Origin of the sequence: Bacillus sp. SIMBA_154, from assembly GCF_046536015.1 — a bacterium.
GTDB lineage: Bacteria > Bacillota > Bacilli > Bacillales > Bacillaceae > Bacillus > Bacillus pumilus_P.
Genome location: NZ_JAWJBV010000001.1, coordinates 469,395 through 487,165 on the forward strand (window position 1 = coordinate 469,395; position 17,771 = coordinate 487,165).

Annotated in this window: 22 protein-coding genes; 16 read left to right on the forward strand and 6 right to left on the reverse strand. The window is 40.5% G+C overall.

The window, feature by feature from the left end; genetic code table 11:
- The first annotated feature begins 248 nt into the window (after nucleotides 1–248).
- Complete coding sequence (locus R0K30_RS02835) at nucleotides 249–1,136, forward strand: 5'-3' exonuclease (RefSeq protein ID WP_099728471.1); 888 nt, start codon at nucleotides 249–251, stop codon at nucleotides 1,134–1,136.
- Nucleotides 1,137–1,152: 16 nt separating this feature from the next.
- On the opposite strand, the gene R0K30_RS02840 is transcribed toward R0K30_RS02835, so the two are convergent.
- The 3 genes from R0K30_RS02840 to R0K30_RS02850 are packed head-to-tail and all read right to left on the reverse strand — an operon-like array spanning nucleotide 1,153 to nucleotide 2,408.
- Nucleotides 1,153–1,278 (reverse strand): hypothetical protein, encoded by a 126-nt coding sequence (locus R0K30_RS02840; RefSeq protein WP_003215584.1) that lies wholly within the window; start codon nucleotides 1,276–1,278, stop codon nucleotides 1,153–1,155.
- A gap of 43 nt (nucleotides 1,279–1,321) precedes the next feature.
- Nucleotides 1,322–1,717, reverse strand: a complete 396-nt coding sequence (locus R0K30_RS02845) for a reverse transcriptase-like protein (protein ID WP_249705760.1) — start codon at nucleotides 1,715–1,717, stop codon at nucleotides 1,322–1,324.
- Between the two features lies 1 nt (nucleotide 1,718).
- Nucleotides 1,719–2,408: a queuosine precursor transporter gene (locus R0K30_RS02850; RefSeq protein WP_230030308.1), complete on the reverse strand. Its 690-nt coding sequence runs from the start codon at nucleotides 2,406–2,408 to the stop codon at nucleotides 1,719–1,721.
- A gap of 94 nt (nucleotides 2,409–2,502) precedes the next feature.
- On the opposite strand from R0K30_RS02850, the gene R0K30_RS02855 reads away from it, so the two are divergent.
- The 3 genes from R0K30_RS02855 to R0K30_RS02865 all read left to right on the forward strand — a co-directional run bounded on the left by R0K30_RS02855 (nucleotide 2,503) and on the right by R0K30_RS02865 (nucleotide 3,710).
- Nucleotides 2,503–3,174 (forward strand): reverse transcriptase-like protein, encoded by a 672-nt coding sequence (locus R0K30_RS02855; RefSeq protein WP_099728474.1) that lies wholly within the window; start codon nucleotides 2,503–2,505, stop codon nucleotides 3,172–3,174.
- Nucleotide 3,175: 1 nt separating this feature from the next.
- Nucleotides 3,176–3,358, forward strand: coding sequence for a zinc-finger domain-containing protein (locus R0K30_RS02860; protein WP_099728475.1), 183 nt, complete (start codon nucleotides 3,176–3,178; stop codon nucleotides 3,356–3,358).
- A gap of 169 nt (nucleotides 3,359–3,527) precedes the next feature.
- Nucleotides 3,528–3,710 carry a hypothetical protein gene (locus tag R0K30_RS02865; RefSeq protein WP_039179402.1) on the forward strand — a complete coding sequence of 61 codons (183 nt, stop codon included), beginning with the start codon at nucleotides 3,528–3,530 and terminating at the stop codon, nucleotides 3,708–3,710.
- Nucleotides 3,711–3,761: 51 nt separating this feature from the next.
- Here the strand turns inward: R0K30_RS02865 and cspD are convergent, their stop codons facing one another.
- Nucleotides 3,762–3,962: a cold-shock protein CspD gene (cspD, locus tag R0K30_RS02870; protein ID WP_003215784.1), complete on the reverse strand. Its 201-nt coding sequence runs from the start codon at nucleotides 3,960–3,962 to the stop codon at nucleotides 3,762–3,764.
- Between the two features lie 261 nt (nucleotides 3,963–4,223).
- On the opposite strand from cspD, the gene R0K30_RS02875 reads away from it, so the two are divergent.
- On the forward strand, nucleotides 4,224–4,925 hold the full coding sequence (locus tag R0K30_RS02875; RefSeq protein ID WP_099728476.1) for an AIM24 family protein: 702 nt from the start codon (nucleotides 4,224–4,226) through the stop codon (nucleotides 4,923–4,925).
- A 186-nt stretch (nucleotides 4,926–5,111) separates the two neighbouring features.
- Here R0K30_RS02875 and R0K30_RS02880 read toward each other — a convergent pair whose 3' ends face one another.
- Both R0K30_RS02880 and metA read right to left on the reverse strand, forming a co-directional pair.
- A complete protein-coding gene (locus R0K30_RS02880; protein ID WP_099728478.1) occupies nucleotides 5,112–6,263 on the reverse strand; it encodes a diglucosyl diacylglycerol synthase in 1,152 nt (383 codons plus the stop codon).
- A 228-nt stretch (nucleotides 6,264–6,491) separates the two neighbouring features.
- Entirely contained in the window at nucleotides 6,492–7,400 is a 909-nt protein-coding gene (metA, locus tag R0K30_RS02885; protein ID WP_410609028.1) for a homoserine O-acetyltransferase MetA, read from the reverse strand.
- A gap of 138 nt (nucleotides 7,401–7,538) precedes the next feature.
- On the opposite strand from metA, the gene R0K30_RS02890 reads away from it, so the two are divergent.
- The 11 genes from R0K30_RS02890 to folA all read left to right on the forward strand — a co-directional run bounded on the left by R0K30_RS02890 (nucleotide 7,539) and on the right by folA (nucleotide 17,765).
- Complete coding sequence (locus tag R0K30_RS02890) at nucleotides 7,539–9,221, forward strand: formate--tetrahydrofolate ligase (RefSeq protein ID WP_099728480.1); 1,683 nt, start codon at nucleotides 7,539–7,541, stop codon at nucleotides 9,219–9,221.
- Between the two features lie 75 nt (nucleotides 9,222–9,296).
- Entirely contained in the window at nucleotides 9,297–9,779 is a 483-nt protein-coding gene (locus tag R0K30_RS02895) for a glutathione peroxidase (RefSeq protein WP_099728481.1), read from the forward strand.
- Nucleotides 9,780–9,792: 13 nt separating this feature from the next.
- Complete coding sequence (locus R0K30_RS02900) at nucleotides 9,793–10,404, forward strand: HD domain-containing protein (RefSeq protein WP_370461100.1); 612 nt, start codon at nucleotides 9,793–9,795, stop codon at nucleotides 10,402–10,404.
- A gap of 30 nt (nucleotides 10,405–10,434) precedes the next feature.
- Nucleotides 10,435–11,574, forward strand: a complete 1,140-nt coding sequence (locus R0K30_RS02905) for a conserved virulence factor C family protein (RefSeq protein ID WP_410609031.1) — start codon at nucleotides 10,435–10,437, stop codon at nucleotides 11,572–11,574.
- Nucleotides 11,575–11,885: 311 nt separating this feature from the next.
- Complete coding sequence (gene ilvD, locus R0K30_RS02910; protein WP_034319100.1) at nucleotides 11,886–13,562, forward strand: dihydroxy-acid dehydratase; 1,677 nt, start codon at nucleotides 11,886–11,888, stop codon at nucleotides 13,560–13,562.
- A gap of 81 nt (nucleotides 13,563–13,643) precedes the next feature.
- Nucleotides 13,644–14,078 (forward strand): BrxA/BrxB family bacilliredoxin, encoded by a 435-nt coding sequence (locus tag R0K30_RS02915; RefSeq protein ID WP_099680918.1) that lies wholly within the window; start codon nucleotides 13,644–13,646, stop codon nucleotides 14,076–14,078.
- A 66-nt stretch (nucleotides 14,079–14,144) separates the two neighbouring features.
- Complete coding sequence (locus tag R0K30_RS02920; RefSeq protein ID WP_410609034.1) at nucleotides 14,145–14,939, forward strand: class I SAM-dependent methyltransferase; 795 nt, start codon at nucleotides 14,145–14,147, stop codon at nucleotides 14,937–14,939.
- A gap of 279 nt (nucleotides 14,940–15,218) precedes the next feature.
- Nucleotides 15,219–15,836, forward strand: a complete 618-nt coding sequence (locus tag R0K30_RS02925) for a YpjP family protein (RefSeq protein WP_099728698.1) — start codon at nucleotides 15,219–15,221, stop codon at nucleotides 15,834–15,836.
- Between the two features lie 18 nt (nucleotides 15,837–15,854).
- Nucleotides 15,855–16,382, forward strand: coding sequence for a phosphatidylglycerophosphatase A family protein (locus R0K30_RS02930; RefSeq protein WP_099728699.1), 528 nt, complete (start codon nucleotides 15,855–15,857; stop codon nucleotides 16,380–16,382).
- A 103-nt stretch (nucleotides 16,383–16,485) separates the two neighbouring features.
- Nucleotides 16,486–17,280: a thymidylate synthase gene (locus tag R0K30_RS02935; RefSeq protein WP_099728700.1), complete on the forward strand. Its 795-nt coding sequence runs from the start codon at nucleotides 16,486–16,488 to the stop codon at nucleotides 17,278–17,280.
- Nucleotides 17,277–17,765, forward strand: a complete 489-nt coding sequence (gene folA, locus R0K30_RS02940) for a type 3 dihydrofolate reductase (protein ID WP_099728701.1) — start codon at nucleotides 17,277–17,279, stop codon at nucleotides 17,763–17,765. The genes R0K30_RS02935 and folA overlap by 4 nt, the downstream gene beginning before the upstream one ends.
- Nucleotides 17,766–17,771 lie beyond the last annotated feature (6 nt).

The following is a 17,771-nucleotide window of genomic DNA, read 5'->3' on the forward strand; positions in this document are numbered from 1 at the left end:
CTTAACAAATGAACCGAGAAAGGGGAATGATGATGGAAAAAAAGAAAAACGTAAAGCAGCAGGAAGAGCGTGTGCCTAAACAAAAAGACATGCCGTCCTATGCAGAAGCAGAAACAGAAAAAATGCAATATGGTAAAAAGTAAAAGGGCTGCCTCTTCTTTTCAAAAAGAAGAAGGCGCCTTTTTTATGTCCATTTTGCTGTTCTGTGATAGAATAGTAGTATTGTTTTGAAAAAGGGAGTTTATAAAATGAATAAACACGTACTGCTTGTAGATGGAATGGCACTACTTTTCAGGTCGTTTTATGCGACGGCTGTCCATCGCAATTTTATGATAAATGATAACGGTGTGCCGACAAATGGAGTCAATGGGTATTTGAAGCATTTATTAACGGCTGTACAGACATTTGAGCCAACTCATATTGTTTGCTGCTGGGATATGGGAAGCCAAACGTACCGAAATGAATTGTTTCAAGATTATAAAGCGAATCGAGGGGAGCCGCCTGTCGAGCTTATCCCGCAGTTCGATTTGGCAAAAGAGGCTACAGAAGAACTAGGAATTGTGAATGTTGGTTTAAAAGGCTTTGAAGCAGATGATTGTATCGGTACGCTTGCTGCACTCTATCAAAAAGAGGCGCGTGTAACCGTCTTAACTGGAGACAAAGATTTGCTGCAGATTTTGAATGAACAAGTGACAGTGGCCCTGATGCAAAAAGGAATCGGGAATTATAAGCAATATACAAAAGCCTTATTTGAAGAGGAAATGGGAATCTCTCCAAAGGCGCTGATTGATATGAAAGCATTGATGGGTGATTCAAGTGATAATTATCCCGGTGTAAAAGGAATCGGAGAAAAAACGGCGTTGAAATTTATCCAAACGTATCAAACGATTGACCGGCTATTAGAAAATGTTCATGAATTAACGGCTGCGCAGCAAAAAAAAATGCAAGCAGGTGTAGAAGATTTGAAGCTTTCACGTATACTGGCAGAGATCAAATGTGATGTACCACTCAGCTGTCCAATGGAAGAGACGAAAATGCAAATCAATCAAGAGCGGGCAGCGGCTATGCTGCGCCTACATCAAATCAAAGGAATTGAACCAATGGTGAACCGCTTAAGTGAAATAGAGATCAGCTAAAGCTGATCTCCATGGTTTATCTTTTCGTATTGCTTTTTTTCGCCCGATTTTCTAGCTGAGATAGAGGCTGTTTATCTTTTGTTTGCGCATCACCTTGAGGGGTTGTCCCATTTGTGACACGACCTTTATTCTCTTTATCCAATCAGTATCACCTCATACATTAGCATAACCAAAAAAAAAGCGATTCATCCTTTAGATAGGTGAATCGCTTTTCTAGCGAGCTGATCAGCTATTTGATTTTCCTTGCTTGGAATCCACTTAATGAAAAATAAATCAAACTGGCTTTGAAGCTGGATCATCTCTTTAATAAAGTGCTGAAACGCTGGATTTTTAGCAAACCCTGCATTGGCAGCACGGTCAACTACCTGTGAATCTGTTCGAAACGAAACGGTACGCAATCCTTTTTCTACGCAAATTTTCATCCCTTCGATGAGAGCGGAAAATTCTGCTTCATGATTGCTCATTGTTCCAAGAGGAATGGAGAAAGATTCAGCATTTCCATCATATTTAATGAAAATGCCGATGCCAGAGGGGCCTGGATTACCTGCACTAGCACCATCAATATATATTTCAGCTGGCAATTTATTTCCCCCTTTCATCAAGTGGGACCATTTTTTTCGCCGCATACGCGTATGGTGTCGAAATCGCGGCTACGATAAATTTAATGACATATGTCGTGATGAAGATTTCAATCCATACATGAAATGGATAGGTGCCAAGAAAGGCAATGGTCGTAAAAATGAGTGTATCAAGCAGCTGGCTAATCATCGTACTTCCAGCGTTGCGCACCCAAAGCGCACCATCGGAAGGAAATATCCGGCGAATAAACGAATATACATAAACATCTAACATTTGACTGATGATATAAGCAGCAAGACTACCAAGTGCAACCCTCGGCATAAAGCCAAAAATGGTTTCTAACGATGCTTGTGAGATATCAGAGGGAGCGGGGTGGAAAAGCAAAGCCTCCTGCATGACAACAGTTAACGTTAAAAGGGTGGCAAAGCCAATCCAGACAGCCTTTCTAGCTTCATTTTGTCCATATTTTTCATTCAATACGTCCGTTGCAAAGAACACACTGCCATACAAAATATTCCCCAGTGTTGCAGTTAATCCAAACAATTCAACGGTTTTGACAACTTGTAAATTTGCGGCAACAGTCGCAAAGCCAATCCAGACGAAAAGGCCCATCTTGCCAAATCCTTTATAAAATAGAAGAACAATGATAAAATTAATGATCGCAAATAAGATCCAAATACCTTCATTAAACAAGTGACATGAACTTCCTTTCTCATTGTAAAATGTAACTTTTTGATTATAGCATAACGAACGTTTACCTTAAAAGCACGGGAAGGCGATGTGATCAATGAAATTAAGAGCACACTATACAATGAAAGTGACATCAATTGGGTCTATTGCTTTTTTTCAAGAAGATTGGATGGAGCTAAAAGAGGCCTTGATTTTTGCAAAACATATCGACAAAAAAGAACCACAGTCACTCCTATCATTTGAAGATGAAAAAGGGGCCATGTGGTCGATAAAAGAACTTGAAAAGCTAAAGGAAGAACTAAAGCTTGAACCTGATCAGATTCAAGTCTATTTTGATGCAAGTTTTCGTAAAGAAACAGGTGACTCTGGACTTGGAGTTGTCGTCTATTACAAGCTCGGAAAAGATGCTTATCGGTTGAGAAAAAATCAGCCTTTCCAAGGGATCACCAATAATGAAGCAGAGTATGCCGCTTTATTTGAAGCAGTAAAAGCTTTAAAAGACCTGGGTGCCAGCAGAAATTCTGTCACGATTAGAGGAGATTCACTTGTTGTCATGAATCAGCTAAAAGGAGAATGGCCTTGTTATGATGATATACATAACAAATGGCTCGACCGGATTGAAGCGTCTTTAAAAGAGCTGAAGCTCACGCCAACATATGAAGTCATCGATCGTAAACAAAATGCAGAAGCGGATCAGCTTGCAAGGCAGATTCTTGCAGACGTCCCAATCGAAAGTAAGTTGAAATTAGATGCAGACGGAGCTGAATAATGTGGATAAAAAAACAGCAGTAAAAGAATTGACAGATCTTCAAGACACGTATTGTTCAGATTGTTTTATTAAAAAGCACTTTCGAAAAGAATTTGGCAAAAAATATGCCCATTCCTTTTGTATTCAGCAATGTACAGTAGGAGAAAAAATAAAAGAATACGGAAATGCACTGCTCAAAAAGTAAGAGGGTGCACCGGTTTTCCCTGATCACACATCGGCTCGTGAAAAAAAACGGATAGAATGCGTAAAAAAAGAACATATTCCAGAAAATGAGCCGATATAACTATAGAAAGTTTTGGTTGAGTTACTTTTTGACTAAGTGACGGATATTAGAGGAAAAGAGGAAGGCCGGTATGAATAATAAGGATTTCGAAACGGTATTACATCGAACATTTCAAGAGGTGTATAGCGATCTAGAGCAGCTAGTAGATGTAGCAAAGAAGGGAAGACCTTTTCTCGAAAAAGATATCTCTGAAATTGAACAAAGACTGAAGCAAAATATTTTAGCGATTGAAATTCAGCTGAAAATCAAATAAGAGAGGCATAAGCCTCTCTTTATTTTGTCGGTTCATCATTCATTTAGTTGATTAGATTTTTGTTACGTTTGCAGCTTGAGGTCCACGATTACCTTCAACGATTTCAAAAGAAACTTCTTGTCCTTCTTCTAAAGACTTGTAACCGTCACCTTCGATAGCTGTGAAGTGAACGAATACATCGTCTCCACCTTCAACTTCAATGAAGCCGAAACCTTTTTCATTATTGAACCATTTTACTTTACCGTTTTGCATATTGCTTTTTCCTCCTAGTACTGTAGCATACCTTTTGGCATACTAAAAAAAATTTTTCATCATCTAACGCCTTAGAAGTTGTTAAATGATGGTTCCACTATACACCATCAAAAGTAAAGCGTCAAGGAGGCGAACCAAATTTTGAGCAAAATGTTTGATTTTTTTGGTGAATTGTCACTTATATATAAAAGAATCTGATGTTCCGAAACCTAACGTGCATCTTGTCCGTATATAAAAAAAATACAGAAAGAGGTGCGCGGCATGAATCGTTATACGATTGAAGAATTTGTCCAAAAAACCCAGCAAGAAGATAAAGGAGAAGGGGTCTTCGAGCTTGAAACATCAAGACTTCTAGAAATTAATTTGACCGATACCATTTGGGCAAAAACAGGTTCCATGGTCTCATATCGAGGCAAAATCAAGTTTGAACGTGAGGGCGTTTTTGAACATGGCGTCTCAAAGATGTTCAAGAAAATGTTATCAGGAGAAGGCACCTCACTCATGAAAGCAACAGGTGATGGAAAATTATATGTCGCAGACCAAGGCAAAAAGATCTCGATTCTTCGTTTGGCTCAAGGTGAATCCATTTTCGTTAATGGAAATGATCTTCTTGCATTTGAACCGTCAGTCCGCTGGGATATCAAATTGATGAAAAAGGTTTCTGGCATGCTTGCAGGCGGATTATTTAATGTCAAACTTGAAGGGCCAGGCCTTATTGCGATCACGAGTCATTACGAACCGCTTACATTAATTGTTCAGCCAGGTGACTCTGTCTATACAGATCCAAATGCGACGGTCGCATGGTCAGGGGATTTAAAAACTGAATTTGTGACAGATGTTTCGTTCAAAACCTTTATTGGCAGAGGGAGCGGGGAGTCCATACAAATGAAGTTTAGCGGAAGCGGTTTTGTTGTCGTTCAGCCGTTTGAAGAGGTGTACACAACAAATGGGAATCAAGGCTAAAAGAAAAAAAGGTGTCAGTCCTGTGTGCCGGTGCTCACGAATCTCAAATTCGCTCCGCTCCGGTACTCGTCCTTCCTAGACTGCAAAGGTTTTCTATCACGCTGAAAAGAAGACAAAGGGCTAAAATCAAGATCATTTTAGCCCTTTGTCAACAATCTGAGGTGTCCGTATATGACGGGCACCTTTTTATGATAATGCACGAGCATACGTTTTGTTACTCGTGATGAGATCTGATTGTTCAACGATATCTTCCAAAATGGTTTGAGAAGATTGTTTTAAGTGCAGTTTTTTAATGTTTTGTTTCATTGCTTCTAATTTTTCTTCATCTTGCAGCAGGTTGGTCACAGATTCTAAAATGTCTTCATGTCTGTTGATGACGATGGCAGCACCATAATCTTCAAAGAAAAGAGCATTTTCTTTTTCTTGTCCAGGGACAGGTTTGTAAAGAATAACTGGAACACCGATTGCTGTTGCTTCTGTTAATGTAATACCGCCGGGTTTTGTAATCATACAATCTGTTACTCTGAACAATTCATCAATTTGTTCCACATATCCAAGCGCCTTCAATTGATCTGGGTGTGCTTGTTCAAGATCGCTGAGCGATTGTTTCAGCGCTGCGTTTTTTCCGCATACAACAACAATTTGTACTTCACTGTCAAGAAGTAACGCTTCACATAATTCCTTCACATTTTTTAGTACACCGTGAGCACCGGCCATAATGAGAAGGACCTTTTTGTCTGATGATAATCCATATTTTTTATAAATTATCGATTTTGGCACGTCTGCTTCAAATTGTGGTCTAATAGGAATGCCTGTCACCTTGACATCGCTTGGATGTGTGCCGATTTCCACTAATTTTTGTTTCACATAATCGGTTGCAACATAGTATCGGTCGATGTTTTCATGTACCCAAATCTTATGAAGACAGAAATCTGTCATGACATTAAATGTCGGAATCACTTTGCCTGTTTTGTTTCGGTATTCTGGCACAACAATCATCGGGAATGTAATAATAATGATGTCAGGGTTGTGTAACTGAATTAATTCGTCGAGACGCTTATTTCCCATCTTTAAGTAAATGTTAAATTTGCGTTTATTGTAAATTTTATCTACACCGTAATAAAACAAGCGATAAAATTGTTTCCCAATGGAAAAGCTCTTCAAGTATAAATATTGAGTCACTTCTGACACAATGGGATTGGATTCTTGATACAAATTAGAAACTATCACATGTTCAAACCCTTGGGATTTGCATTCATCATACAGTGTTTTTGCCACCTGCATATGTCCATTTCCATAATTTGCGGTCAAGATTAATATTTTTTTATTGGTATTCAAGAATATTCACCTCAAATGTAATCAACAACAACAAAACTTCGTACGAAAACTATGAATCTCATAGGTCTACATATACATAAAGATAACATATAAACAGTCAGAGCATATCATTCGTTACGAAAGAATTAAACTAATTTTAAAAAACAAACAGACTAAATTGATAATGGAAGACAGAGCCATTTGTATTTTAACACATTTTGAACATTTATCATCAGACCTCAGTCTATTTTATTCCCACACATATGGAGTTTCCTGATACACATAATAATTAAGCCAATTCATAAACAGTAAGGTTGCATGGGCTTTCCAGCGATTTATTGGGACGAGTGTGTCACCATCTTCTATAAAATAGTGGACGGGTTTTTTGACTGTATCATGTTTCAACAAATCTCTTTCATATTCCTGCTTCAATGTGTCTGTATCGTATTCAGGATGTCCAGTTAAAAATACTTGTTTATCATCATCTGAAACAATTAAACAAACACCAGCTTCTTCAGACATACTCAACACTTTTAGATTCGGTGTGTTTTTTAATTGTTCTGTATTAATATCTGTATGCCTAGAATGTGGGACATAGTATACTTCATCGAAACCTCTTACTAATCTTTCTTTTTTCTCTTTGACAAGATGCTCAAATACGCCAAACTTTTTCTCAGGAAGCTTGATTTTTTCAATGCCATAATGGTGATATAGACCTGCCTGTGCACCCCAGCAAATATGAAGAGTAGACGTCACATTGTTTTTACTCCAGTCCAAGATGTCCTGCAGCTCTTTCCAGTAGGAAACTTCTTCAAAAGGTAGATGCTCAATTGGTGCGCCGGTGATGATCATTCCATCAAATTTTTTATGGCGAATCGATTCAAAGGTCGTATAAAATTCATCTAGATGCTCTCTCGATGTATTCTTCGGTGTATGCGTACTTGGAATCAAAAACGTAAAGTACACTTGCAAAGGAGAATTCCCGAGCATTCTCAGCAGCTGCGTTTCAGTTTGTATTTTTTTTGGCATTAAATTTAAGATCACGATATTCAAAGGACGGATATCTTGCTTGAATGCCCTTGTCTCATCCATGACGAAAATGTTTTCGCTTTCTAGTATTTGTTTTGCCGGCAGATGAACTGGTATGTTAATAGGCAACTCGCCACCCCCTGAACCAAAGCTAATTTCACTTCATTATAGGAACTTTCTGGCGATATTTCAATGTTTCAATTATGTTACAATGAAAAATAGAGCAAAAATGAAAGCTGTTTCTGTAAAAAAGGAGGCCGTTTATTTATGATTACTAAGCATTTATCAGATATTGACATTGCCCAAAAGGCACAGCTGAGACCAATTCAAGACATCGCAGCAAAGTTACAAATACATGACGAAGAATTAGAATGCTATGGTTTCACAAAAGCGAAAATATCTTTGACCATTTTTGATCGTTTAAAGGAACAAAAAGAAGGAAACGTCATTCTTGTGACTTCAATTAACCCAACGCCAGCAGGTGAGGGGAAGTCCACCGTAACAGTTGGTCTCGGTCAAGCTTTCGAAAAAATCGGGAAAAAAGCGATCATTGCCATGCGAGAGCCTTCACTAGGTCCAACAATGGGTATTAAAGGCGGTGCAGCGGGGGGAGGCTATTCTCAGGTACTGCCAATGGAAGAAATCAATCTCCATTTCACCGGAGACTTTCATGCCATTACATCTGCTCATAATGCGTTATCTGCATTTATTGATAACCATATCCATCATGGAAATGAACTTGGCATCGACTCGCGCCGGATTGTGTGGAAACGAGTGCTAGATTTAAATGACCGTGCTTTAAGACAGGTTGTTGTAGGACTTGGCGGTCAATTAAATGGGTATCCTAGAGAAGATGGATTTGATATCACGGTTGCTTCCGAAATGATGGCGATCCTCTGTTTAGCAGAAGACTTAAACGATTTAAAAAAACGTCTTTCTTCTATTGTTGTTGCTTATAATCAACAAGGTGAGCCGGTCACAGTTGGAGGGCTTGGATATGAAGGCGTACTCACCTTACTTTTAAAAGATGCGCTCAAACCAAACCTTGTACAAACGATTGAAGGAACTCCAGCCCTTGTTCATGGCGGTCCTTTTGCCAATATTGCACATGGATGCAACAGTTTAATTGCAACAAAAATGGCGGCAAAACTAGCAGATTATGTAGTGACAGAAGCTGGCTTTGGTGCAGACCTAGGTGCGGAAAAATTCCTGCACATTAAAACAAGAGCCGGTGATTTCAAACCAGGTGCAGTTGTGATTGTTGCGACTGTCAGAGCATTGAAGATGCATGGCGGAATGCAGAAAACAGAGCTCAAAGAAGAGAATGCACGTGCCGTATTAGAAGGTATACATAATTTAGAAAAGCATATTGAAACAGTGCAAGCCTTCGGTCTTCCATACATCGTCGCAGTGAACCGCTTTATCACCGATACAAAAGAAGAGATTCAAGCAGTAGAAGATTGGTGCAAAACGCATGGGCATCCAGTCAAAGCCGTGAATGTATGGGAAGAAGGAGGCGCTGGCGGGACAGCACTTGCCGAGGAACTCACGACACTTATTGAAAAGAATAAGAACCGCTTTTCCTATTTGTATGAGGAGAAAGATTCCATCGAAGAAAAGTTATCTAAAGTAGCCCAAGTGGTTTACGGGGCAGATGGCGTCACGCTCACATCAAAAGCAAGAAAGCAGCTGGCAGCGATCGAGAAGAACGGCTGGGCTCATTTGCCGGTTTGTATGGCAAAAACGCAATATTCTCTTTCAGACGACCCAGCTTTAATCGGCAGACCTAAAGGTTTTACCATTACGATTCGTGAGTTAAAACCATCTGTAGGAGCAGGATTTATTGTTGCTTTAACAGGAAGCATTCTTACCATGCCGGGTTTGCCTAAAAAACCTGCGGCACTTGAGATGGATTTATTGGAAGATGGCAGTGTGACAGGACTCTTTTAGTAGGAAGCATAAAAAGCGATTTTCTAAAAGAAGCATGTTACGATAGAAAAAAAGTGAATCCTAGGAGGCTATGAGATGTCAATTTATGATATTCAGGTCAAGACCATTAACGGTCATGAAAAATCAATGGCAGATTACAAAGGGAAAGTGCTCATTATCGTGAACACAGCGAGCAAATGCGGACTTACCCCTCAATTTAAACAATTGCAAGAGTTATATGATCAATATCATGAAAAGGGCCTTGAAATTTTAGGATTTCCGTGTAACCAATTTATGAACCAAGAGCCGGAAGGGGAAGAAGCGATTCAAGAATTCTGTTCGTTGAATTATGGTGTGACCTTCCCAATGTTTGAAAAAGTAGATGTCAATGGTGACAATGCGCACCCGCTTTTCAAACACTTAACAAGTCATGCGAAAGGTGTGCTTGGTACGAAGACAGTGAAATGGAATTTCACAAAATTTATCGTCGATCAAAACGGAGAAGTCACTGAACGATTTTCTCCTAAGACACCACCAAAAGAATTAGAAAGCTCAATCATCGCCTTATTGGACAAATAAGATGCAGACGATCATGCAGCAAAAACAATTGAAGGCAGCTGCCTCCTTTGTTTCAAATAAGCTGAAGAATGAGCCAACTGGACACGATGCAGCTCATATCGATCGTGTCCGCCTGCTAGCAGTCCATATCGCAAAGCAGGAAGGCGGCTCTCTATTTATCATCGAGATGGCGGCTATTGTGCATGATTTAATTGATGAAAAACTGTCAATTGAATGGGAGCTTTCACCACAGCAACTGGAACAACAGCTTCTATTGTGGGAAGTGGATACGCGAGATATTCGTTATATCATGGACATCATTACAACGATGTCTTTTCGTCACCGTCATATGCAGCATAAGCCAATGACATTAGAAGGGACCATTGTTCAAGATGCGGATAGGCTGGATGCGATAGGAGCAAGCGGCATTGCAAGAGTGTTTACGTACGCAGGTGCAACAGGTGAGCCCCATTATTCACACAATTCACAGCAGGGATCAGTGCTTGAGCATATGGAAGAAAAACTGCTCAAATTAAAAGACTTGATGAACACCCGTGCAGGAAAGCAGCTTGCTGAAGAGCGTCATGAATTCATGTGTTTATTTATCAAGACGTGGAAAGAAGAATGCGGCCTTACAGATGAGTAGGGTCTTTATGTGTGTAAGGAGGATGTATAGATGAAAATAACAGCAATAGAACCGACGCCAAGTCCGAATACAATGAAGGTCATTTTGACAGAAGCGCTTGCCGGCGGTAAAAGCAACAACTACAAAAAGGATCAAAAAGACGAAGCGCCAGAGATGATCAAGCGCATTTTAAATATTGAAGGTGTTAAAGGGGTTTATCATGTAGCGGATTTCTTAGCGGTCGAGCGCAATGCGAAATTTGACTGGCAGGGCATTTTACAACAGGTCAGAGAGGCCTTTGGACAAGAAACAGAAGGTCTTCAGGAAGGGTCGCAGTCAGGCGATGACACATTTGGCGAAGTCAAAGTGTTCGTCCAAATGTTTAATGGGATTCCGATGCAGGTCAAGCTGACGGACGGTGAGAGAGAAGAGCGGTTTGGAATGCCTGAACGCTTCCAGGCAGCCATCTTAAAGCTCAGAAGCAGTTCAGACAATGTTGTGTTTGAACGTGTGTGGAAAGAACACGGCGTTCGTTTTGGGGAATTTGCTGATATCGGTCAAGAAGTCACAGAAGAGCTTCAAGCAGCTTATGATGACGAGCGTTTACTCCGTTTAACAGAGGCAGTCAAGGAAGGACAAGAGGCTGTAGATAAACAGGTGAATCGCCAGGCATATGATGTCACAGAAGAGATGCTGCGCGAGGAAGATTGGAAAAAGCGTTTTGCCCATTTAGAGCAAATGCAGCCCAAGCAAAAGGATATACCTGTTTTAATGAAAGCAATGGAGGACCCAAAAACGTCTATTCGCAGACAAGCCGTTGTGAATGCTGGAATGATTGAAGATCCTGCTATCCTGCCTATTTTATATAAGGGGCTTGAAGACAAAACAGTCACGGTCCGCAGAACAGCTGGAGACTGTATTTCGGATCTTGGTGACCCTAGTGCTATAGAAGCGATGATCGCAGCATTAAAGGATCCAAGTAAGCTTGTCCGCTGGCGTGCGGCCATGTTCCTTTATGAAGAAGGTGACGAAACGGCACTTGAAGCATTGAAAGAAGCAGAGCAAGACCCTGAATTTGAAGTCAGTCTACAAGTGAAAATGGCAATTGAGCGAATTGAGCTTGGAGAAGAAGCGAAAGGCTCAGTGTGGAAGCAAATGACAGAAAGTAGAAAAAATGCATTAGAATCATGAGGATGATGAGCAAGCTGCCAATGAAAGGCAGCTTGTTTTCTGAATAACGTTTTTTATAGACAGAAAAATTTTTTTAGAAAAATTATTTTGAATATTGTTGAAATATACAAAAAAACTCTATATAGTAGTACCAATATAGAATATTGGAGGTCAGATTTTATGACACGATCCTTGCTGAGCGCTTGCTTCAGCAGCCATATTGGTCATCAGTCATTCATAGGTGGCTAAATAAACAGAAAATTTGTAAAATAAAATCAACTCAAAATCATGCAGTCAACTTAGACTTGTAGTATAGGAGGCTTTTTAAACAGATGGCAGAACTACGCAGTAATATGATTAAGCAGGGAATTGACAGAGCACCTCACCGAAGCTTACTAAGAGCAGCGGGGGTAAAGGATGAGGATTTCGGTAAACCGTTTATTGCCGTATGTAATTCCTATATTGATATTGTCCCAGGACATGTCCACCTTCAGGAATTCGGTAAAATTGTGAAAGAAGCCATTCGTGAAGCTGGCGGGGTGCCATTTGAATTCAATACGATTGGTGTCGATGACGGAATTGCCATGGGGCATATTGGGATGAGATATTCATTACCAAGCCGTGAAATCATTGCTGACTCAGTAGAGACTGTTGTGTCTGCACACTGGTTCGATGGAATGGTTTGTATTCCTAACTGCGATAAAATCACACCAGGCATGATGATGGCAGCAATGCGTGTGAACATCCCAACTGTATTTGTCAGCGGCGGTCCGATGGAAGCAGGTAGAACAAGTGATGGCAGAAAAATTTCTCTTTCATCCGTATTTGAAGGCGTTGGTGCATACCAGTCAGGAAAAATTAATGAAGAGGAATTAAATGAGTTAGAGCAGTTTGGCTGTCCAACATGTGGATCTTGTTCAGGTATGTTTACGGCAAACTCAATGAACTGTTTAGCAGAGGCGCTTGGCATCGCTCTTCCTGGAAATGGAACAATTTTGGCGACATCACCAGAGCGAAGAGAATTTGCGAAGAAATCAGCAAAACAACTGATGGAGCTCATTAAAAAAGATATTAAACCACGTGATATTGTCACTGAAAAAGCGATTGATAACGCATTTGCACTAGATATGGCACTAGGTGGTTCAACCAATACGGTTCTTCACACATTGGCGATCGCAAATGAAGCGGGCGTTGAATATTCACTCGAGCGTATCAATGAAGTAGCAGAGCGTGTGCCGCATTTATCAAAACTTGCACCAGCTTCGGATGTTTATATTGAGGATTTACATGAAGCAGGCGGTGTGACAGCTGCGCTAAATGAATTGTCCAAAAAAGAAGGAGCTATTCATTTAGATACAATGACCGTCACAGCGAAAACGCTCGGTGAGAATATTGCGGGGCATGAGGTAAAAGACTATAACGTCATTTATCCAATTGACAAGCCATTTACTGAAAAAGGCGGTTTAGCCGTTTTATTTGGAAACCTTGCGCCAGATGGGGCTATTATTAAAACAGGCGGAGTTCAAGATGGTATCACACGTCATGAAGGACCTGCGATCGTATTTGAATCCCAAGAAGAAGCTCTTGAGGGAATCATTAATAGAAAAGTAGAAGCAGGACATGTGGTCATTATTCGATATGAAGGACCTAAAGGCGGACCTGGCATGCCTGAAATGCTTGCACCCACTTCACAAATTGTCGGAATGGGGCTTGGTCCAAAGGTTGCTTTAATTACAGACGGACGTTTTTCTGGCGCTTCTCGCGGATTGTCCATTGGACACGTCTCTCCAGAGGCAGCTGAGGGTGGCCCGCTTGCTTTTGTTGAAAATGGTGATCATGTCGTTGTAGATATTGAAAAGCGTATTTTAAGCGTAGATGTTCCAGAAGAAGAATGGGAAAGAAGAAAAGCGAATTGGAAAGGCTTTGAGCCAAAAGTGAAAACTGGTTATCTAGCCAGATACTCAAAACTTGTGACATCAGCCAATACAGGCGGAATCATGAAAATTTAATCTGAAAGCGAACATTTGAAAATTGGCTCTCTCTATAGTATCCTTTATTCACAACATAAGGATTTTAGAGGGGGCTTTTTTATGTCAATGGCATATGAAGAATATATGCGTCAGCTCGTTGTACCAATGCGCCAAGAGCTTACAAGTGCGGGATTTCAAGAACTAACAACTGAAGAAGAGGTAGAACAAACGATGCAAGAAGCAGAAGGAACGACATTTGTTGTGGTCAATTCTGTATGCGGTTGTGCGGCCGGCTTAGCACGCCCTGCTGCCACTCAAGCTGTGATGAAGGCGGAAAAAGCACCAGATCGAATTGTGACGGTTTTTGCTGGTCAGGACAGGGAAGCAACTGCAAAAATGAGAGAATACTTCACAGGTGAGGAACCATCTTCTCCTTCTATGGCACTTTTAAAAGGAAATGAACTTGTTCATTTTATTCCGCGTGACGAAATTGAAGGTCATGAAATGGAAGACATTATGAAAAATGTATTATCTGCATTCGAAAAACATTGCTAATACAAGTGTTGAAATGTCCTGTGATCAAATCAGGGCATTTTTTCTTGATCATGATGGAGGAACCGCATGCTTATCACAACAAGCTTTAGAGCAAATGTACAAACGATTGAAACAGCAAAGGCACTAGCAGAGGATTTGCATGGTGAGTATGTAGAGCGGCGCAAACAATCCGTCAAACAGCTTGCTATCAAACGGGGGGACGTACTCGTTGTCGGGAAAGAAAGATTTGAATGGTATCAGTCAAATGGTGAAAAGTTTTTCTTCCATCCAAGCTCAGCGATGTTTAGGGTGAAGCGGCTCCTCCGCGGCGAAAAGGATCCATTGATAGAAGCAGCACAGCTTAAGCCAGGAGATTCCGTTTTGGACTGTACGCTTGGCTTAGGGTCAGATGCCATTACCGCAAGCTGCGCGTCAGGTCCAAATGGAAAGGTAGTTGGTATTGAAAAGAACCCCATGACGGCATTACTAGTGCAAGAAGGGCTAAACACATGGGAGACAGGTGTAGGCGAGGCAGATGAAGCGATGAAACGGATATCTGTCATAAGCGGAGACAGTATCGAGCAGCTAAAAAAGCTCCCAAATCGTTCATTTGATATCGTCTATTTTGATCCAATGTTTGAGGAAACGATTCAAGAATCTACAAGTATAGCGCCGCTTCGTCATGCGGCAGAGCACTACTTTGACCACGAAATGGCCATGCAAGAAGCGATAAGAGTAGCGAGAAAAAGAGTGGTTTTAAAAGATCATTGGAAAAGCACTCGGTTTACAGCAGACTCCTATCAATTTCAGGTCATCAAACGAAAAACAGCCCAATTCCATTATGGGTATATCCAAATAAAAGAAGACAAAGGGCTAAAATAAAGATTATTTTAGCCCTTTGTCAACAATCTGAAAAGCCCTCATTAGGGGCTTTTAATCTGTGATCTCCATATAGACAAAATAAAATAATGTCAGCAAGGAAGCCGTGACGAAAAACCCTTCAAGCATACCCATTCCTCCCAAATTTTAGTCGCTGTTACTGTCATTGTAAACGTTTTATTATGAAAAAGAAAGTCTCAAATCAATGACCAAATTGAATGACTGAAAATTCATTATATGCTAGAATAGCAGTATGATAACTTATGGAAGGAATTAGATATCATGAAGATGTGGATGAGAAAAACGCTTGTTGCACTCTTTACGATTGCAACTTTTGGTTTAATCTCTCCTCCATCGGCTTTGATGACAGACAAGCCATCTGAACTTTCTTCATCTGATAAGTCCCCTTATACAGCTGTTTATGATACATCAGATGAAACGCGCAGCTGGGAACTATCGCAAGAGGACAACAAAGAGCGGATAGATCCCTTTGAGCAATATAAGCAAGAGGTTCTATCAAGTGCAGAAAACCAATCCTTTCTCAAATTTGGTCATAAAATCACACCTGTCATTGAGGACGAGTACAGAGAAGAGATTCAACCGAAGATTGAACAAGTGTTAACCGACTTTTTAACAAATTTCAAAGATGACGAAAAATTTCAAGATGTTGTTTTAACTGATCAACCTTCCAGCGGAAATGGCGAAAAAATCTTTCACATTTACAACCGGAAGACCGGAGAAGATTTGCTCCGTTTTCATGTGAGAAGAGATCAGCCGCCTCATAGCGGATATTGGTTTAACTTTCATTACCATACAGCAGAAGATGGATTCCAGACGCACCATGAACTCGGTAATATTTACTGGGACAAAAACACCCCGCCGAGCTGGATGAGCCACTAGAAGGAGATGTCATGCCAATTGAAAAAGTATACAATGAACGAAATGGTGCACATTACAAAACAAATGTTAAACGATCGCGGAGTGAAAATTGAAGATATCGCACACATTGTGCTTAAGCTTCAAGAAAAATATCATCCGAATCTCCCGCTTAGTGTCTGCATTGAAAATGTTGAAAAAGTGCTGAAGAAAAGGGAAATTGTCCATGCTGTTTTAACAGGGCTTGCCCTTGATCAGCTGGCAGAAAAAAAGCTTCTGCCAGAACCTTTACAGCACTTAGTTGAAACAGATGAGCCGCTGTATGGAATTGACGAAATTATTCCGCTTTCCATTGTCAATGTATATGGATCAATCGGTTTGACCAACTTCGGTTATTTAGATAAAGAGAAATTTGGTATTATTCGAGAATTAGATGAAGGTCGTCCAGGAGAAGTACACACCTTCCTTGATGATCTTGTCGCTGCACTTGCAGCAGCAGCAGCAAGCCGCATTGCTCACTCTCACCAAGATATTAAGGACGAAGAGCAGGATCGAGTGAATCAAGTATAATAAGAAAAACATGTCTGCTCATCACGCAGACGTGTTTTTTTGGTTTCAACAAAAGCAGAAATAAGGTAAACTACAACAAGAACATAAATAAAGGATGAAAAAAATGAAACAATACAAAGAGTTATGCCGTCATGTATTACAGCACGGGGATGAAAAAGGTGACAGAACGGGAACAGGCACAATCAGCACGTTCGGTTACCAAATGAGATTTGATTTACAGGAAGGGTTTCCTTTATTAACAACCAAGAAATTACACCTGAAATCAATCATTCATGAGTTACTGTGGTTTTTAAAAGGTGATACAAATGTCAAATATCTTCAAGAAAATGGTGTCCGTATTTGGAACGAATGGGCAGATGAGAATGGAGAACTAGGCCGTGTGTATGGTGCGCAGTGGAGATCATGGGATAGCGGAGATGGAGAGACCGTGGATCAGATCAGCAGGCTGATCCATGATATTGAGCACAATCCGAATTCAAGAAGACTCATCGTCAGTGCTTGGAATCCAGGAGAAATTGATCAAATGGCCCTGCCTCCTTGTCATTGTTTGTTTCAATTTTACGTATCAAACGGTAAATTATCCTGCCAGCTTTATCAAAGATCGGCAGATATCTTTTTAGGCGTGCCTTTTAATATTGCTTCATATGCACTTCTAACGATGATGATTGCCAAAGTGACAAATCTTGAGCCAGGAGAGTTTATTCATACACTTGGGGATGCTCATATTTATCAAAATCATCTTCCGCAGGTGAAAATGCAGCTGGAGCGCGAGGAGCGCACACTTCCGCAGCTTCGCATCACAAGAGATGTAAAGAGCATTTTTGATTTTACGTTTGATGATTTTGTACTTGAGAACTATGATCCACATCCGCATATTAAAGGAGAAGTCAGTGTATGATTTCTATGATTGTGGCGACAGGTAAAGACAGAGTCATTGGTCAAGATAATCAAATGCCGTGGCATTTACCCGCGGATTTAGCTTATTTTAAAAAAGTCACAGGCGGCCATACCATTGTCATGGGCAGGAAAACATTTGAATCGATTGGACGAGCGTTGCCTAACCGCCGTAATATCGTCTTAACCACAAGTCCTTCTTTTCAAAGAGAGGGATGTGAGGTTGTCCATTCAATTGCTGACATTTTAACAATCGGGAAGAATGAGAAAGAATTATTTATCATTGGCGGATCTAAGCTGTATGAGGAAATGATGCCATATGCGGATCGTCTTTACATCACGCACATTCATCATGCTTTTGAAGGTGACCGCTATTTTCCTCATTACAATGAAGACGAATGGACGATTGTATCACGCGAAAAAGGCCATCGTGACGAAAAGAACCCCTACAATTATGAATTTGTCGTATATGACAGAAAAGAAGGATAAATGAGT

Bases quoted from the DNA above. Each gene is read 5' to 3' on its own strand.
- R0K30_RS02835 (WP_099728471.1), top strand. From the start codon at position 249: ATGAATAAACACGTACTGCTTGTAGATGGAATGGCACTACTTTTCAGG.
- R0K30_RS02855 (WP_099728474.1), top strand. From the start codon at position 2,503: ATGAAATTAAGAGCACACTATACAATGAAAGTGACATCAATTGGGTCT.
- R0K30_RS02865 (WP_039179402.1), top strand. From the start codon at position 3,528: ATGAATAATAAGGATTTCGAAACGGTATTACATCGAACATTTCAAGAG.
- cspD (WP_003215784.1), bottom strand. From the start codon at position 3,962: ATGCAAAACGGTAAAGTAAAATGGTTCAATAATGAAAAAGGTTTCGGC.
- R0K30_RS02875 (WP_099728476.1), top strand. From the start codon at position 4,224: ATGAATCGTTATACGATTGAAGAATTTGTCCAAAAAACCCAGCAAGAA.
- R0K30_RS02890 (WP_099728480.1), top strand. From the start codon at position 7,539: ATGATTACTAAGCATTTATCAGATATTGACATTGCCCAAAAGGCACAG.
- R0K30_RS02895 (WP_099728481.1), top strand. From the start codon at position 9,297: ATGTCAATTTATGATATTCAGGTCAAGACCATTAACGGTCATGAAAAA.
- R0K30_RS02900 (WP_370461100.1), top strand. From the start codon at position 9,793: ATGCAGCAAAAACAATTGAAGGCAGCTGCCTCCTTTGTTTCAAATAAG.
- R0K30_RS02905 (WP_410609031.1), top strand. From the start codon at position 10,435: ATGAAAATAACAGCAATAGAACCGACGCCAAGTCCGAATACAATGAAG.
- ilvD (WP_034319100.1), top strand. From the start codon at position 11,886: ATGGCAGAACTACGCAGTAATATGATTAAGCAGGGAATTGACAGAGCA.
- R0K30_RS02915 (WP_099680918.1), top strand. From the start codon at position 13,644: ATGTCAATGGCATATGAAGAATATATGCGTCAGCTCGTTGTACCAATG.
- R0K30_RS02920 (WP_410609034.1), top strand. From the start codon at position 14,145: ATGCTTATCACAACAAGCTTTAGAGCAAATGTACAAACGATTGAAACA.
- R0K30_RS02925 (WP_099728698.1), top strand. From the start codon at position 15,219: ATGAAGATGTGGATGAGAAAAACGCTTGTTGCACTCTTTACGATTGCA.
- R0K30_RS02935 (WP_099728700.1), top strand. From the start codon at position 16,486: ATGAAACAATACAAAGAGTTATGCCGTCATGTATTACAGCACGGGGAT.
- folA (WP_099728701.1), top strand. From the start codon at position 17,277: ATGATTTCTATGATTGTGGCGACAGGTAAAGACAGAGTCATTGGTCAA.